Raw genomic sequence first — 17100 nt, forward strand, 5'->3', positions numbered from 1 at the left:
CTTAGGTTAATGAAACTATGTACTCTATTTTGAAAAGTGAAGTTACTACAAAATTTTCTTTTGTCAATAATCAAAAAAGCAGTAATCCACGGCCCCACATTAGGCAAATCCTATTTTTTACGCTTCAAAAAAGCGCAAAAAAAATGGGTAACTTTTTGTTAATCACAGTGTTAATTTCTAAGCAACAGGTTAACACTATGATAAAATTATACACATTAAAATCTGATTAAAAGAGTTTATTGCCTTAGTTAAATTATATTTACCAAATGATTGAAAGCCAACTACCTGACTCATTTCGTCAACGGATGCAACAGCAGTTGGGCACGGACTATTTGCCCTTTAGCGACGCATTACAGCAGCAACCTCCAGTAAGTATTCGAATAAATCCACAGAAGAATGTTCGGTTAGAGACGCCGTCAGAATTGATACCCTGGTGCGCGGAGGGTCATTATTTGCCGGAACGGCCCATTTTTACGCTGGATCCCCGGTTTCAGGCCGGTGCCTATTATGTCCAGGAAGCTTCCTCGATGCTGTTGGCCGAAGCCCTGCAACAAACCGTCCGTTTGCAACGTCCGTTGCGGATGCTCGATCTGTGTGCCGCCCCCGGCGGAAAAAGCACCCTGCTCGCGTCCCTCCTCAACACCGACAGCCTTCTGGTGTGCAATGAAGTAATCCGTAGCCGGGTCCCTATTCTGAGAGAAAATCTCGAAAAATGGGGCAACCCTAACGTTGCGATCAGTAATCACGATCCGGAGGATTTCAGAAGCCTGAACGGTTTTTTCGATCTCGTTCTGGTCGACGCTCCCTGCTCGGGCGAAGGTCTGTTTCGGAAAGACCCGGAAGCCATGCGTGAATGGTCGGAAGAAAACGTTCGGATCTGTGCGGCCCGGCAGCAACGGATTCTGACGGCTGCGGCTCCCCTGCTGTGCGATGACGGTTTGCTGCTCTACAGCACCTGTACGTACAACGATCAGGAAAACCTGGACAATGCGGCCTGGCTGGCCGAACAAGGTTTTGAAAGCCTAAAGCTAAGCCTACCGGAGTCGTGGGGTGTTGTTGAAAAACAGAGGGGCCCGACAATCGGCTATCAATGTTATCCGCACCGGGTTAAAGGTGAAGGTTTTTTCCTGAGCGTTTTCAAAAAGAAACAGCGGTCCAGCCCGGTTATGGCGGTTCCGCGTGCCTTTCGCTCGCTGAAACCCGTGCGCAACTGGCAGATCAAGATCTTGCAGTCGTATCTGAAACAGCCCGACGGTTTCTCGTTTTACGTTAAGCCAAACGAAACGGTTTTTGCCATCCCGGAAGCGTTATCTTCCGATCTGCGAATGCTGGACACGGCTTTACACAACAAAGGATTTGGCCTGGAGATGGGAACCTTTAAAGGGGATGACTTCATCCCGTCGCACGCGCTTGCATTAAGCACCGCGCTGGCCGACAACCTCCCGGCTATTGATCTGATCAAAGAAGAAGCCATTCGGTATTTCAAGAAGGAAAACCTGATTCTGAACGAAACCGTAAAAGGCTGGTTACTGGCGCGATACGAGGGCTTGAACCTGGGCTGGCTGAAAGGCGTTGGTAATCGGGTTAACAATTATTTGCCCAAAGAATGGCGCATCCGGATGGATATCAAGGAGTACTAAACCCTGAATCACTGAATTGGTATTCCAGCAAAAAAAGTAGTTACTTTGCCCCCTTCTGAATCGACTCGATCACCCAAAAAAGTAACTGAATTCATGGCTTACGGATTATTGAAAGGCAAGCGAGGAATCATTACCGGAGCATTGGACGAGAAATCCATTGCCTGGCAGGTAGCACTGAAAGCGAAAGAAGAAGGTGCCACCTTTACGCTGTCGAACGCACCAATTGCGATGCGAATGGGTGCCATTAAACAACTGGCAGACCAGTGCGAAGCCGAAATTATCTCGGCCGATGCCACCTCTCTGGAAGACATCGAAAACCTTTATATCAAGTCTATTGACGTTTTAGGGGGCAAAATCGACTTTGTGCTGCACTCCATCGGCATGAGCCCGAACATCCGCAAAAACCGTCCGTACGGCGATTTGAATTACGATTGGTACCAGAAAAGTATTGATGTATCGGCCCTGTCATTTCATAAAATGATGCATGTTGCCGAAAAATTGGATGCCATCAACGAATGGGGTTCGGTGGTAGCCCTTAGCTACATTGCGGCCCAGCGTACCTTTCCGTTTTATACGGATATGGCCGACGCCAAAGCCGTGCTCGAATCCATCGCCCGTGGCTATGGTTATCGGTATGGTAAAGCCAAAAATGTTCGGGTCAACACGATTTCTCAATCACCAACCATGACCACCGCCGGTTCTGGTGTTGGTGGTTTTGATGTTTTCTTCGAATATGCCGATGTAATGTCTCCGCTGGGTAATGCAACGGCTGAAGATTGTGCCAATTATGTGGTCACCCTGTTTAGCGACCTGACCCGCAAAGTAACGATGCAGAACCTGCTGCACGATGGCGGTTTCTCCAGCGTCGGTATTTCGGAAGACATGGCGAACAAAATGATCCAGATGCAACAACAACAGCAGTAGTCTTGATTAGACCGCCGAAGCGACAGTGATTACACGGATTGAAGGATTACTAAGAATGCATTGAAATTCTTTTTTCGTATCCTTCGATCCGTGTAATCAGAGTTCAAGAATTTTAATCTTACTCTTTCCCTCCATTCCTTTTTCCACCTGGATCTGCACGCTGATTCGCTCCTTGATTTCGTGCCGGTGAGAAATAATTCCAATCGTTTTCTGGCTGTCGTGCTGTAACTTTTCGAGCATGACAATGGCGGTATCGAGTGCATCGGGGTCGAGGGTTCCGAAACCTTCGTCAATAAACAGGCTGTTGATCTGCACGTTTTGAGACGCCAGGTCAGACAGCCCCAGCGCCAGCGCCAGACTGAGCGTAAACGTCTCTCCACCGGACAAGCTGGAAACCGTCCGTTCGGTGCTCCCCTGGTACAGATCGACCACGTAGAGTTCATCCTGACCATCGCGCGGTTTCAACAGCAGATAACGATCCGACAGGTCTTTCAAACGCCGGTTGGCCAGGCCGATTAACTGCGCCAGTGTCAGCCCCTGCGCAAATTTGCTGTAGTCATCGCCTTTTGCGCTGCCAATCAACCGATCCAGCTCATGCCAGGGCCGCGCTTCGTTTTCGAGCTTGTGGAGGTCTTTAGCCAATTGCTTATGATTCCGGCGTTTTTCCTTGTCTTCTTCCAATTGCCGTTTGTAGTAGCCGATATTCTCCCGCTCGCGAGCTTCTTCTTTTTTGGCTTCCAGCAGTTGGGTCGTGATCTCCTCCAACGACAATTCTGTCTGACAGGCGGTTACGGCCTCCTGCCGCTTTAGTGTTTCCTCCTTTTGCCTGCGATCCAGCTCGGCGGCTTCTTTTTCCAGTGCGGTTTTCCGGTCCTGCAACTGCCGGACGGTCGAGATTTCGAGCAGACACGCCCGGGCATCGCTCAGGCTGTCAAAACCGCGTTCCGACAAAATGGGCAGCAAGTGTGCAGTCAGCGCCTGGTAATTTTGGTCCGCGCTTTCGTCCGCCAGCCCGGCTTTTTCCAGCAACGTTTGCTGGGTGCTGATTTTTGCCTGAACGGTATTGAACTGATTGATCAGCTGCTCGCACGAAAACCGTACATCATCGCCCACAAATAACCGTTCCTTCTGGGCTTTTAACTCCTCGGCCTGCTTTTTGCTTTGCTGAACGATTTCCAGATCGTCCGAAAGCCGCCGAAGCAAAGTCTCGTGCTCCCAGAGCGTTTGAATTTCGTTTAGTTCTTGCCGCTGAATCTGGTTCAGTTGCTGCGCATCGTTAATCTGCTCCGGCGAAAGCTCAGGGTCAAGAGCCAGGGTGGTCAGCCGATTGGAAATAAAACTCCGTTTTTCGGAATACGCTTTCCGCAGGGTGTTTCGCTGGTCGAGGTACGTATCCAGCTCCGACTGCATTTTCAGCAGCTTGGCCCGTAATGCCTCGTATTTTTCTTTTTGGATCTGCCAGTCTTTCGTCACCAACTGCAATTCTACTTCAAGTTTGCCGGTCTGGTTGATGTAATGCTGCGCATACGGATGATCCAGCGAGCCGCACAACGGGCAGGGCTCATTATCTTGCAATGCTTTCCGGAGTTCCTCCAGATCGGCCTCTTCGGCCAGGCGCCGTTTTGCGTTTTGAAGCTGTTCAATCCTGTTCTGAAGCGCTTCTACGTCAGCCGCCAGCTTACCCAACGGTTTTTGATACTCATTCAGGAAAGCCGTATGATCATTGATTTTGCCGTTCAAGGTCGTGCCGTCCAACAATCGTTCCTGCTGCTGAATCAACATAGTGCGCAACTCGGCTAGATTACGGTCCTGGTCCAGCAGCCGGTTTAATTCGTTCTGGATCGAAGCCGACGTCAGCGCGGGGTAATCCTGTTCAATCTGAACCAGTTGAATGTTGACCTCTTGTAACCGTCCGTTCACCAACCGACTCATATCGTCAACATCCCGCACATCCAGCGCCCGGAACCATTCCAGTTTGGTACTTTCCAACTCCTTCCTGATGGAATTGAAGGCCGGTTTGGCCTTTTCTCGCTCGGCATTGTACTGATTGACCAACGCCAGCACCTTTTCCCGAAAATCGTTGATTTCTTTCTCAAACGCCTGGTCGGTCAGTTGCGCGTTCTGCGTCAGCTTTTGGGCTTTCTCCAGCAAAACAGTCTGCTGTTTGGCCAACTCGCTCAGGTTGGCGCGGGCGGCTTGCTGTTCTTCCTCGGCGGTTTTCCGGTTGCGCTCAGCGTTGGCAATGTCGGAGAACTGAGCGGCCAGATCGGCCACCTGTTCGTGACGCTGCAGGCGCAAGGCATCCGGTACAAACGCCTGGCGTTGTTCGGCCAATCGTTCGCGGTGCTTTGCCAGATCAGTAAGCTGCCGGTCGGACGCCGTAATTTGGCGCCGGTATTGTTCTTCATGCGTATAAAAAACAAGTTCTTTGGCCAGTTCGTCCAGGCGCCTACCCACCACGTTCTGGCGTGCGTTGAGCGCTTCGATCTGTTCATCACTGAGCAGATTAATCAGATCAACCCCTTTGCGTTTATCCGCAATTTTCAATTCGTACTCTCGATTGACCTGGTGGGCCCGCTGACTCAGTTGGCGGTAAATTTCGGTGCCGGTAATGCGTTCGAGCATTTTGCTCCGCTCGGCCGCCCGGGCTTTCAGAAACTGATCAAACGCGCCCTGCGCCAGCACGATCGACCGGATAAACTGGTCGTAGGTCAGTCCGATTAGTTCTTCGTTTTTCTTCGGAAATTCACTCAGGCCTTTGATTGGCAACAACTGGCCTTCTGTTTCCCCTTCGGGCAGAAAGGCAATTTCCATTTCGTAGTTGTTCCAGTTGCCGTTTCGGTTTTTCTTGATCGACCAGCGCGACCGATATGCCTTGCCGCTCACTTCGTATTCCACCTCCGCATAAGCCGCCGTACCGGGTTCCAAGGCCGCCTGCTGATTGACCAGAATTCCCTCTTCAACGATATTGCTGTTCGAAATAGCCCCCGAAATTCGCGGAACGCGGTTGAACAGCGCCAGTGTAATCACATCCAGCAAGGTCGATTTGCCCGCACCGGTGGGTCCGGCAATGACAAACAGACCGGTACTTTTCAACAAACCGTCGTTGAACTGAATTGGCGGGTGTTCGCCGTAAAAGGAATTGATATTACGAAAGCGTATTTGTCGGATTTTCATGCAGTTGTACGGGATGGGCCGCCTGTTCCGTAACCAAACGATACAATTCTTTATAAGTTTCCAGAAGCACCTCGCGCTCTTGCCCCTCGACCTGCGACGCATCCAGCCGACGGTCGAACACATCGAGGTACGACAAATCTTGTAGATTGGTATCCGCTACGTACAGGGCATCCAGCCCTTTCAATTTATTGCGAAACGTCAGCCGGGATTTGGCAATCTGGAACGGGGCGTTGGCATAATCCCGTTGCAGTTTTTCAAAATGCTGGCGCACCAACAGGCTTTCACTTTCTTCTTCCACCAGCACTTCCACCAGGGTGGTCAACTCTTCGGTAGTTTCTAACTGATCCAGCGTTTCCCGCACCGCATCCAGGGGGCCTGCCACCTGCCGCAACGATCGAAAACGCGGCACTGGCACGGTTTCTACGGTTTTGATTTTGCCATTCTCCACCGTCAGTTCCAGCACCTGATGCCGGTTGTCGCGTTCGCCAAAACTCAGTGGCAACGGCGAACCGCTGTACCGCACGGTTTCGACCGCACCAATGACTTGTGGAACGTGAATGTGCCCCAGAGCGACATAATCAAAACCCGGCGGAAAATGCTCCGACGAAAAGGCCGCCTGCCCGCCCACAGCGTGAATCTCCCGCTCGCTTTCCGGCGAAACCGTAGCACCGTTGACGTACAAATGCCCCATTGCCAACACCGGCACATCACGGTAGTCGGTCTGGCAGTGGTCAACAAGGCGTTCGTAATGATTACGAATGCCCATCCGCACAGCCTCAATGCGGTCTTCGTACGTTTGCCCGGAAATCGACTGTCGCAAATCACTATCCCGGAGGTACGGTACGGCAGCCACAAGCAGATCCGTCGAGCCGGTGGCCAGCCGAATGATTTCGTCCGTGCAGTCGCCCGTCGTGCAGCCAACCACGTGCATGTTCAGATGGCGGAGCAGTTCGCGGGGGGCGTTGAGTTTGCTGGGGGAGTCGTGGTTGCCGCCGGTAATGATGATTTTCCGTTCCAGTGGCAGCATTCGGGTCAGAAACTGGTAGTACAGCTGCATCGACCCGTCGTTGGGGTTGGTGGTATCGAATACATCCCCCGAAATAAGCAGGACATCGATTTCACGGTTTTCCATCGTTTCGGCCAGCCAGTCCAGAAACCGGACATGGTCGTCGCGCAAATCGTGTTTATACAGCCGTTTCCCCAGATGCCAGTCTGCGGTATGCAGGATTTTCATAGTTGCCAGTACTTCTCAACCGGAAGTTAGCGAAAAATACTGGAAGCGGCCAATTTCGTAGATGACGAAAAACTGGAATCAGGACTGGTAAAGAGCGGGCAGCAACTCGGCTTTTTCGAGTTCGGCGCTATAATACAGCAAGTTCCAGTTGCCCTCGTGATCTTCGACCAGGGCACTGAGCGATTCGACCCAATCACCGGAATTCATGTAAATCAGATCGCCAAACTGCCGGATCGCCGGGTGGTGAATATGGCCGCAGATAACGCCGTCGCAGTTGCGGGCTTTGGCCAGTTCGGTCAGTTTCTCTTCGAAGTCCGAGATGTAATTAACGGCCTGCTTGACCCGATTTTTGACGCGTTGCGACAGTGAGTAATACGACAGCCCGCGCCAGGCCCGGTAATTATTATAACATTTATTGATCCACAACAGAAAGGTGTAGCCCATATCGCCCAGGTACGCCAACCACTTCATCTGGGTCGTAATGGTATCGAAAACGTCGCCGTGGGTGATGTAAAACCGTTTTTCGCCGGAGCTCAACACGTAATCTTTCCGGATGGAGAAGAATTTCCCGAGCCGCAGGGGCATGATCTGGTCCAGAAAATCATCGTGGTTGCCGCGCAGGTAAATTACTTTCGTATCATGTTTGTCCATCGCCTTCAGCACGGCCCGCCAGAACGCCGTGTGTTTTTTCTTCCACTCGCTCCCCCGGCGCAACTGCCAGCCGTCAATGATGTCGCCGTTGAGAATTAATTTCTGGCAACTGTAGTACTTCAAGAAATCCGTTACTTCTTTTGCCTTCGAACCGCTCGTTCCCAAATGCACATCCGAAACGACGATCGTCCGGAAATGAGTAGTGTGTTTCATGTCCGAAAATACGATTCGATTATGAAGGCGCTATTGCCGCAATTTTACCGGATTGCAAACTTTTTGGGGTGGTTGCGGGGTTTCTTAACAATACCATAACAGGAATCAATACATAATGGAGAATCCGGTACTCATCTTCGGAGCAGGCAGTCTGGGCGTCACGGCCCTGGATATTTTCCAGCGCAACGGCGTGGTCGTCTACGGTTTGCTGGATGACAATAAAAGCTTACATGGTCGGGAATTCGGCGATGTGTCGGTGCTGGGCGAAACCGACGATGACGGTTTTCTGAAACTGATCGGCCAGAAGTGCGAAGCATTTGTGGCGCTGGGCGATACGCGTGTCCGAAAAAAGCTCGTCAAAATGCTCAATGATCGGCGGCATGTGCAACCCGTCAATGCCATTCACGACACGGCCACGGTTTCGACGCTGGCTAGTATCGGCCACGGCAACCTGATTGCCGCCCGGGTAGTTGTCAACCCGTTTGCCGAAATCGGGCAGCATTGCATCATTCAATCCGGCTCGGTGATTGACGCACAGGCCAAGCTGGGAGATTTCGTACACATCGGAACGGGAAGTCTCATCAATCCGGCCGTCACAATTGAAGAAGGCGCGTTTATTGGCACGGGCGTTACGATTGTTGCGGGCGTCACGATTGGCAAAAACGCCCGGATCGGAGCGGGTTCCGTTGTTATTGAAAATGTAGCCGCCAATACTACGGTATTTGGGAATCCGGCGCAGAAAGTGGGGTAAGCGATTTGAGTGGCTACCCAGCACTAATCAGAGAACATTTGAATAAGCGTGAGAGTCTCTGATTAGTGCTGGGTGATCGTTAATGATTACACATAGAGTTCTTCATTCGCCAGGAAATCCTGGTAGGTAATTACCAGACCGTCTTTCAGTGAAGTGGTGTGTTTCCAGCCCAGCGCGTGCAGCCGCGATACGTCCATGAGTTTGCGGGGGGTTCCATCGGGTTTGTCGGTATTCCAGTGAACCTCGCCCTCATAGCCCACCACCTGCCGCACCTGATCCACCAGTTCGCGAATGGTTTCGTCCTCGCCCGTGCCGATGTTGACAAACAGCTCGTCATTGTAATTCTCCATCAGGAAGAAGCAGGCATCGGCCAGGTCATCAGCGTGCAGAAATTCCCGACGCGGTGAGCCAGTGCCCCAGACTTCGACGGAAGGCTGCCCGTTCACTTTCGCTTCGTGGAATTTGCGGATCAAGGCGGGCAAAACGTGCGAATTCTGCAAATCGTAGTTGTCGTTCGGACCATACAGGTTGGTAGGCATGGCCGAAATAAAATTGCAGCCGTATTGCCGCCGGTACGATTCGCACAATTTGATACCAGCAATTTTCGCGATGGCGTACGGTTCGTTGGTTTCTTCCAGAAAGCCACTCAGCAAATAGTCCTCTTGCAACGGCTGCGGAGCCAGTTTGGGGTAAATACACGAAGAGCCCAGGAACAGCAGTTTTTTAACGCCTGTCCGATAAGCCTGGTGAATAATATTGGCCTCGATGAGCAGGTTATCGTACAAAAACTCGGCACGGTACGTATTGTTGGCCACGATGCCGCCCACTTTGGCAGCCGCCAGAAAAACATAATCCGGTTTTTCGGTTTCAAAAAACTCCTCCACAGCCGCCTGGTTCCGCAAATCCAGCTCCGACGAGGTACGAACCAGCAAATTTTCAAACCCTTCAGCCTGCAATTTCCGGACAATGGCCGATCCCACCATGCCTCGGTGACCCGCTACGTATATTTTTGCGTCTTTTTCCACAAGTATTATTTTTGAACGAAGTTATACACGGTTTTTGAGAAAAGAAACAACGGTTTTTCGACAAAAACCGTTGTTTCGCAAAACCATCAACCAGGAGTGCCGCTCAATCCATTGGTCGACCGAATCCTAATTCTCCTTGCGCAACAGCCGGTCTTTTTCGGAACCAAAACCGTTGATTTTTACGGAATCGCGGTACACATTCACGATACCAAAGCCATTTTCTTCCAGCTCCACCATTCCTCGAAGCGTCACGTACTGAATGCCTTTTTGAGTAAGATGACTGCTCACGTGCACATGACCATTCAGATATGCGACCACATTCGGATACTCTTCCAGCAACGACCGCACGTTCTGTGCATTCCACAACAGATGCGGATCGTTTTCGGGTACGAGCGGAAAATGGCAGAACACCAGCACGTTTTCTTTCTTTTTGGCCGCCCTGGCCAATTCTTTTCGCAGCCAGCCGAGCTGCTTTTCGCCCAGCCCGCCGTTCCAGGTCTGGGCATTGGGCGCTTTCTTTGCCTTCAGTGCTTCTAATTGCCGGACAGCCAGTTCATATTCTTCACTCGTTTTTTCCTGACCGTATACGCTGCGATCATTCCCATCCAGCACGATAAACCGCCAGCGAGCCCGAACCATCGAATAATACCGCCCTTTCATCCGCAACGTCTTTGGCACTTTTTTTAGTTCTTCGGGCCGAACCGAAAAATCATGGTTGCCCAGCACCTGAAAAAGCGGGCTTTCCAGCTGGCTGACCAGCGCGTTCAGTGTGTCGTAACTTTGAAAGTCGTGATCGATAAAATCGCCCAGGTGCATCACAAAGTCTACGTTATTCTGGTTGAACACCTTCACAGCCTCCCGAAGTTTCCGGAGCGAAGAACGGTAATGCCGTGTTCCGGCATTGTCGCAGTCGCAATACTGCACATCGGTCATGATGCCAAACGTAAACAGCGGAATGCTGTCGGTTTGGGCCATCGCCCAAGTTCCCATCAGCCAAAAGGCCAGCACCCGAAAAAAACCGTACAGCGTTCGCATATGAATCAGCGCGTTACAAATTCCAGCGAAGAAATAGAGATTCCGGGTAGTTACCAAACGAACATTGACGAAATAAGAGAATGCCGTTCTATCGGTAAAACCGTGTTGCTCCGCATTCATTTGGCGAACTTGGCGCTCATGCGTTACTTTGCAACTCAACCCTGAACCTTGCGCAGCATGTATCTTCTTGGATTTGATCTTGGCAGTTCTTCCGTAAAAGCGTGTCTACTGGAAGCGGAAACCGGCGCGGTTGCCGCTACGGCATTTTTCCCTGAATCAGAAATGGCGATTGACGCGCCCCAGCCCGGTTTTGCCGAACAGAATCCCGATGCCTGGTGGAAAAACGCCTGTCTGGCTTCCAAAACCGTTTTGTCAAAAGCCAGTGTAAAACCGCAGGATGTGAAAGCCATCGGTATTTCGTACCAAATGCACGGTTTGGTGGTGGTTGACAAGGAACTAAATGCTTTACGCCCATCCATCATCTGGTGCGACAGCCGGGCGGTTCCGTACGGCGAAAAAGCGTTTGAACAGGTTGGACGTACCAAAAGTCTGCAACACCTGCTCAATTCACCGGGCAATTTTACGGCGGCAAAACTGGCGTGGGTGAAAGAAAACGAACCCACCGTATACGACAAAATCCATAAATTCATGCTACCGGGCGATTACCTGGCAGCCCGCATGACCGGCGAAGTTGTCACCACGTCTTCGGGCCTGTCGGAAGGCATTCTCTGGGACTTTCAGAACGAACAACCGGCGGATTTCCTGCTCGATTATTTTGGGTTCGACCCGGCCCTTGTTTCCAGTTTAAAACCAACTTTCTCCGTTCAGGGGGAACTGACCTCCCGGGCCGCCAGCGAACTTGGCCTGGCTCCCGGCACGCCGGTTACCTACCGGGCGGGCGACCAGCCCAACAACGCGTTTTCGCTGAACGTCCTGGAACCCAACGAAATTGCGGCCACCGCCGGAACCTCGGGCGTCGTTTACGGAGTCAGTGATCAGGCCAAATACGATCCGCAATCCCGCGTCAATACGTTTCTGCACGTCAGCCACACACCCGAAGCCCCGCGCTACGGCGTTCTGCTTTGCATCAACGGCACGGGAATTCTGAACAGCTGGCTGCGCAATCAACTACTACGCGGTTCGGTTAGTTACGCCGAAATGAACGATCTGGCGATTCAGGCACCCGTCGGGGCCGACGGTCTGGTATGTCTGCCTTTCGGCAACGGCGCCGAGCGGGTGCTGGAAAATCAGGATCACGGCGCATCATTCCACGGTTTGCAATTGACTCGCCACGGTTTACCCCACTGGATTCGGGCCGCTCAGGAAGGTATCGTGTTCTCGTTTTACTACGGTATTCAGGTGATGGAACAAGTGGGCGTTGGCCTCAAAACAATCCGCGCCGGCGAGGCCAACATGTTCCTCAGTCCGCTCTTCCGCGATACCCTCGCAAACCTGACTGGTGCCGAAATTCAGCTCTTTAATACCGATGGCGCGCAGGGAGCCGCCCGGGGTGCGGGGTTGGGGCTTGGCCTGTACAAAAACCGTCAGGAAGCGTTTACGGGCTTGAAGGTCACCCGCGTTATCGAACCCGACATGCGGGCGCAGGAAGCCTACCGGAATGCGTACGAAAAATGGTTAGACACGCTCAACGGCTAGGCGGCACCTACTAAATCAGTTCATTGGCTCCCCGGATTACCAATTCGGGCGCGAGGGTTATTTTTTGCAAATCGTTCGGCGCGATTTTCCCGTTGATCACGTTCAGCAGAATTTCAGCCGCCATAAACCCGATCTGGTACGGATGCTGCTCAACCGACGCCAGGGGTGGGTGCTCCAGGTAGGTATTAAGTGGCAGGTTCGCAAAACTTACGAACGCAATATCGCGGTTGACCACCAATCCATGCGTCCGGCAAACCTGCATGGCATCCAGCGCCACGTAATCATTGAACGCCAGCACAGCATCTGGTGGCGTAGCTGACGACAGGAGCTGGTTCATTTTTAGAACCGTTTCCGGCGTGGTCAGATCGCTTCGCTTGATCAGCGTATTTTCGACGGGAAGGCCTTCTTCCACCAGCGCCGTAATGTAGCCGCGATACCGTTCCTCGCTCGCCAGTAGCGTGTGGGGGCCATTCAGAAGCGCAATGCGTTGGTGGCCGCGCCGGGCCAGCCATTTGGTGGCTTCGTAAGCGCCCTGCTCAATGTTGCATTCTACCTGATGGGCCGCAATGTGGGGCGGAATACGATCAAAAAGCACCAGCGGAATCTGGCGGTCTACCAGTTCCTGAATATGATGCACCTGCTGGGTTTCCTTGGCAACGGACAACAACACCCCGTCGACCCGGTTGGACGCCAGCATCGTCAGAATCTGCTTTTCGCGGTCGAACCGGTTACGGGATTGGTACAAAGCCACCGTCACATGGTGTTCAAACGCCAGCTCCTCCACGCCGTTGATTACTTCCGAGAAAAAATCCTCCCGAATTTCGGGCAAAACCATCCCGATAACCCCCGTGCGGCCCCGTTGCAGGTTGCGGGCCGTTGTACTGGGCAAGTACTTCAACTGATCGGCCAGCGCGTGAACCGCGTCGCGGGTATGCGTACTGATGCGCGGATGGTTTTGCAACGCCCGGGATACGGTGGATGGCGACACATTCAATTGCCGGGCAATCTCTTTAATCGTAACGGCCTCTTTCATTGTGTGTCGTCTAATCGCCTTACAATTTACTTCATTCGTCAACGACTCCAAAATTTCCTGTGGTTTGCACAAACGTTTGCGCAGCTTAGAACAAACGTTTGCGCAACCGAAAATGGCCTAAACCAGCCCGATGATGCGACGATTTTGATTGATTGGCAGTCTGATTTTCGCCAATTTTCAGCACTGATTAGAATTTCATTGTACCCAGAATAACCGTATTTCATTCCAGCGACCCTTGCATGTCCATCTCTTCACGCCGAAACTTCCTGCGCACGGCAGCCCTCAGCACGGCGGCTGTTCCTTTGATTCCTTCGCTGTTCGAAACCGCTACGGCGGCTCAGAAACCGGCAGCTCTGTCGCAGGTTCGTCTGGCTTTCATTGGCGTGGGGTCACGGGGCCGCAGCCACGTTCGTCAGGCCACGCTGCGCGATGATGTGGTGATTACGGCCATTTGCGATCCCGATCCGGAGGCCATCAGCCGCACCAACGCCATGATTGAAAAAGCGGGCAAGAAAAAGCCCGTGGCGTATACCAAAGGCGATGAGGATTTCCTGAACATGCTGAAGCGCGACGACATCGACGGCGTGGTGATTGCCACTCCCTGGGAATGGCACGTGCCGATGGCCGTGGCTACCATGAAAGCCAAAAAGTATGCCGCAGTTGAAGTGTCGGCCACGGTAACGCTGAAAGAATCCTGGGACCTGGTTAATACGTTCGAGAAAACCGGTTCCCATTGCATGATTCTGGAGAACGTCTGCTACCGCCGGGATGTGCTGGCGGTGCTGAACATGATCCGGCAGGGAATGTTTGGGGAGATGCTCTACGCTCATTGTGGCTACCAGCACGATCTGCGCAACATCAAATTCAACGATGGCAAAGGGGGCGTTGGGGCCGAGTTTGGCGAAAAAGGCTATTCTGAAGCCCGCTGGCGTACCCAGCACTCGGTGGACCGCAACGGTGATCTGTACCCAACGCACGGATTGGGACCCGTGGCCCACTGGCTGGACATCAACCGTGGAAACCGGTTTACCTACCTGACCTCAATGGCCACCAAATCGCGTGGCTTGCACAACTACATTGTTGACAAGGGCGGGCCGAATCACCCCAATGCGAAGGTTAATTTCAAACTCGGTGATGTGGTGACCACGATGGTGCAGTGTGCCAACGGCGAAAACATCGTCATCATGCACGACACCAACTCGCCCCGCCCCTATTCGCTCGGTTTTCGGGCGCAGGGCACAAAGGGCATCTGGATGGACGACGGCAAAACGATTTACCTGGAAGGAACCAGCCCTAAACCACACGAGTGGGAACCGTTCAGTGCCTACCAGGAAAAATATGATCACCCGCTCTGGAAACAACACGGCCAGACAGCCCAAAGCGGAGGCCACGGCGGTATTGATTTCTTCGTGATGCGGGCTTTCATCGAATCCGTTAAAGCACAGGTTGCCCCACCGATTGATGTGTATGATGCCGCCGTTTGGAGCGCCATCAGCCCGCTTTCGGAAGAGTCCATTGCCAAAGGCAGCAAACCAATTGAAATTCCGGATTTTACGCGCGGCAAGTGGAAAACCAACAAACCGATTTTCGGACTGAACGAGATTTATTAATTCAAGTTGCTACGTAGGTAGCCGGTTCCACCATACACTTGATCAACGGAACGCCTGTTGCTGGGAATCAACGCTTTCAACCAGAAACAACCTCCGTCCGAATCACTTTAATGACTCTCCTAACCCAACCCTTTTCTTTCGTAAATACCGCGTTCTTTTCCCGACAAGTAGTTTGCCCCAAGCAAACTGCTTGTCGGTTTGTGTTGATGGTCGTGTCGGCGTAGTAAACCCATTTTCTGTTTTCGTAATACCCCTTGCTCATGTCTTTAATCGTACCACTTACCATCTCTACCCCTGGCCGTATTTGTTTGTTTGGAGAGCACCAGGATTACCTGGGATTGCCCGTCATTGCCGCAGCCATTTCCCAACGCATCCAGATCACCGCCGAACCTTTTTCGCAGCTAGAAGTGAGGTTGGCCCTGCCCGATATAGAGGCTGAAGAACGATTTTCGCTGGCCACGCTTCCGCTGCCCTACCAACACGACCGGGATTATTTCCGCTCGGCCATCAATATTCTCATCCGGGAAGGGTTTCGGTTTTCGAATGGTATCCGGGGCGAGGTTCGGGGAAATATTCCGATCAATTCCGGAACGTCGAGTTCATCCGCACTGCTGGTCACCTGGCTTGCTGTTCTGAGCCAGTTGGCCGATGTTCCCCAAACGCTTTCCGCCAAACGCCTGGCCGAACTGGCCTACACGGCCGAAGTGCTGGAATTTGGCGAACCCGGCGGCATGATGGACCACTACGCCACGGCGGTCGGGGGCGTTATCTACCTGGAATCCCAACCGACCATTCATCTGGAATCGTTTCGCCCCCAACTTGGCACGTTTGTTCTGGGCGACTCCCGCCAACCCAAAGACACCATCGGCGTGTTGAGGCACGTCAAATTCGGTATGCTCGGTGCAATGGAAAAAATCCGTCAGTATGACCCAACGTTTTCGCTCCCCGATTGCCCCCGGGAGAAAGCGGAAGAATACCGCCATTTGCTGACGCCGGACGAGATCGTTCTGCTAAAAGGCAACCTCTCCGACCGCGATGTGCTGTGGGAAGCGCTCACCATGTTCAAAACCGGCGCTGTTGATCATCAACGGCTGGGCGATTTGCTGACCACTCACCAGAATAGTCTTCGGGAGGCCAAACGGGTTTCGACGCCCAAGATTGACCGAATGATTGAAGAAGCAATGAAAGCGGGTGCCTACGGTGGAAAAATCAACGGTTCCGGAGGGGGTGGCTGCATGTTTGCCTATGCCCCCGAAAACCCGGAAGCCGTTGCCGAAGCCATCGAGCGCGCGGGAGGAAAACCGTACATCATTCGGGTTGATCAGGGTGTGTCGCTGCATCCACAGGTGCTGCCCGTTACTGACTAAAAGCTAGACTTGTCCGGTTTCCGGGTATTTGCTAAAACCGGTAAGGTTGATACGACCAGGCATCGATTGGAACGTTCGCAACATAATACTCCGAGGTAGAACCGCCCCCCGCGTTGAAAAAATAGCCAACGCTGTGTTTACCCGCCGTCGCCCGCACAAAAACGACGGAGCCGTCGAGCGGAGCATTGGAACCCGGCGGTTCTGAGTTTTTCCAGCTTTTGGTTATTCGTCCCATTGCCTTCCCATCGACCCTGATTTCCATATACTGCGACGCGGTAAAGGATCTGGTCGTATAAAAAATAAACACGCCAGCGGTGGCAGATGGGATGTACCGGTATTGGATCTCGCCCTGCCCATGCACAACCGGCACCAAAGGCAAGTCATCGGGGATGTTCAAAACGGGGCCACCCGGGGTAGTGGCGGGATTTTTCAACGGATTGACCAGCTCGGTCCCCTGTTGCAATTGACAGGCCGTGACCGCCCAAACCAGGCTTACGGCCAATAAAATCTTTTTCATGGTGTGAATAATTTGATCGTGATCATCAAATGTAAGCACGCCATAGCCCGCCAGTTGACCGTCACCACTTGCCGGGACAAAAGACTCGTTTGCGTAGTCAAAAAGGGTATTCGAAAGGACAAAATCTGAGTTACTAAAACAGATACGCCTGCCGCGAAGTCGCCTGCAACCTGAAAACCGCTCGTAACTGAAATTTTGCCGCTCTCGCTGGAACTGTAGTAGCTATAAGTTTGCTATGATACCGCCGGGCCACCTTCTCAAAACCGT

13 protein-coding genes are annotated in these 17100 nt (G+C 52.4%); 6 read left to right on the plus strand and 7 right to left on the minus strand.

Going from position 1 to position 17100, the window contains the following annotated elements:
- Positions 1-266 precede the first annotated feature (266 nt).
- A complete protein-coding gene (locus ACYVH9_RS19045; RefSeq protein ID WP_460637967.1) occupies positions 267-1640 on the plus strand; it encodes a methyltransferase RsmF C-terminal domain-like protein in 1374 nt (457 codons plus the stop codon).
- Between the two features lie 93 nt (positions 1641-1733).
- Complete coding sequence (locus tag ACYVH9_RS19050; RefSeq protein ID WP_460637968.1) at positions 1734-2564, plus strand: enoyl-ACP reductase FabI; 831 nt, start codon at positions 1734-1736, stop codon at positions 2562-2564.
- Positions 2565-2660: 96 nt separating this feature from the next.
- Here the strand turns inward: ACYVH9_RS19050 and ACYVH9_RS19055 are convergent, their stop codons facing one another.
- From ACYVH9_RS19055 to ACYVH9_RS19065, 3 genes are all read right to left on the minus strand, one after another.
- Positions 2661-5741 carry an AAA family ATPase gene (locus tag ACYVH9_RS19055; protein WP_460637969.1) on the minus strand — a complete coding sequence of 1027 codons (3081 nt, stop codon included), beginning with the start codon at positions 5739-5741 and terminating at the stop codon, positions 2661-2663.
- Positions 5713-6975, minus strand: coding sequence for an exonuclease subunit SbcD (gene sbcD, locus ACYVH9_RS19060; protein WP_460637970.1), 1263 nt, complete (start codon positions 6973-6975; stop codon positions 5713-5715). Before sbcD ends, ACYVH9_RS19055 begins: the two co-directional genes overlap by 29 nt.
- A gap of 78 nt (positions 6976-7053) precedes the next feature.
- Positions 7054-7839, minus strand: a complete 786-nt coding sequence (locus ACYVH9_RS19065; protein WP_460637971.1) for a UDP-2,3-diacylglucosamine diphosphatase — start codon at positions 7837-7839, stop codon at positions 7054-7056.
- A gap of 115 nt (positions 7840-7954) precedes the next feature.
- Between ACYVH9_RS19065 and ACYVH9_RS19070 the strand changes: the two genes are divergently transcribed.
- Positions 7955-8590, plus strand: coding sequence for an acetyltransferase (locus tag ACYVH9_RS19070; RefSeq protein WP_460637972.1), 636 nt, complete (start codon positions 7955-7957; stop codon positions 8588-8590).
- Between the two features lie 86 nt (positions 8591-8676).
- On the opposite strand, the gene fcl is transcribed toward ACYVH9_RS19070, so the two are convergent.
- Positions 8677-9615: a GDP-L-fucose synthase gene (gene fcl / locus ACYVH9_RS19075; protein ID WP_460637973.1), complete on the minus strand. Its 939-nt coding sequence runs from the start codon at positions 9613-9615 to the stop codon at positions 8677-8679.
- 126 nt (positions 9616-9741) lie between these two features.
- Complete coding sequence (locus ACYVH9_RS19080; RefSeq protein ID WP_460637974.1) at positions 9742-10650, minus strand: metallophosphoesterase; 909 nt, start codon at positions 10648-10650, stop codon at positions 9742-9744.
- A gap of 177 nt (positions 10651-10827) precedes the next feature.
- Between ACYVH9_RS19080 and ACYVH9_RS19085 the strand changes: the two genes are divergently transcribed.
- Complete coding sequence (locus tag ACYVH9_RS19085) at positions 10828-12306, plus strand: xylulokinase (RefSeq protein ID WP_460637975.1); 1479 nt, start codon at positions 10828-10830, stop codon at positions 12304-12306.
- A gap of 10 nt (positions 12307-12316) precedes the next feature.
- On the opposite strand, the gene ACYVH9_RS19090 is transcribed toward ACYVH9_RS19085, so the two are convergent.
- Positions 12317-13339, minus strand: coding sequence for a LacI family DNA-binding transcriptional regulator (locus ACYVH9_RS19090; protein WP_460637976.1), 1023 nt, complete (start codon positions 13337-13339; stop codon positions 12317-12319).
- Between the two features lie 239 nt (positions 13340-13578).
- Here ACYVH9_RS19090 and ACYVH9_RS19095 point away from each other — a divergent pair, with 239 nt between their 5' ends.
- Positions 13579-14949: a Gfo/Idh/MocA family protein gene (locus tag ACYVH9_RS19095; protein ID WP_460637977.1), complete on the plus strand. Its 1371-nt coding sequence runs from the start codon at positions 13579-13581 to the stop codon at positions 14947-14949.
- Between the two features lie 260 nt (positions 14950-15209).
- Complete coding sequence (locus tag ACYVH9_RS19100) at positions 15210-16316, plus strand: GHMP family kinase ATP-binding protein (RefSeq protein ID WP_460637978.1); 1107 nt, start codon at positions 15210-15212, stop codon at positions 16314-16316.
- Positions 16317-16347: 31 nt separating this feature from the next.
- Here the strand turns inward: ACYVH9_RS19100 and ACYVH9_RS19105 are convergent, their stop codons facing one another.
- Positions 16348-16833, minus strand: a complete 486-nt coding sequence (locus tag ACYVH9_RS19105) for a hypothetical protein (protein WP_460637979.1) — start codon at positions 16831-16833, stop codon at positions 16348-16350.
- Positions 16834-17100 lie beyond the last annotated feature (267 nt).

Source organism: Larkinella harenae, from assembly GCF_054780515.1.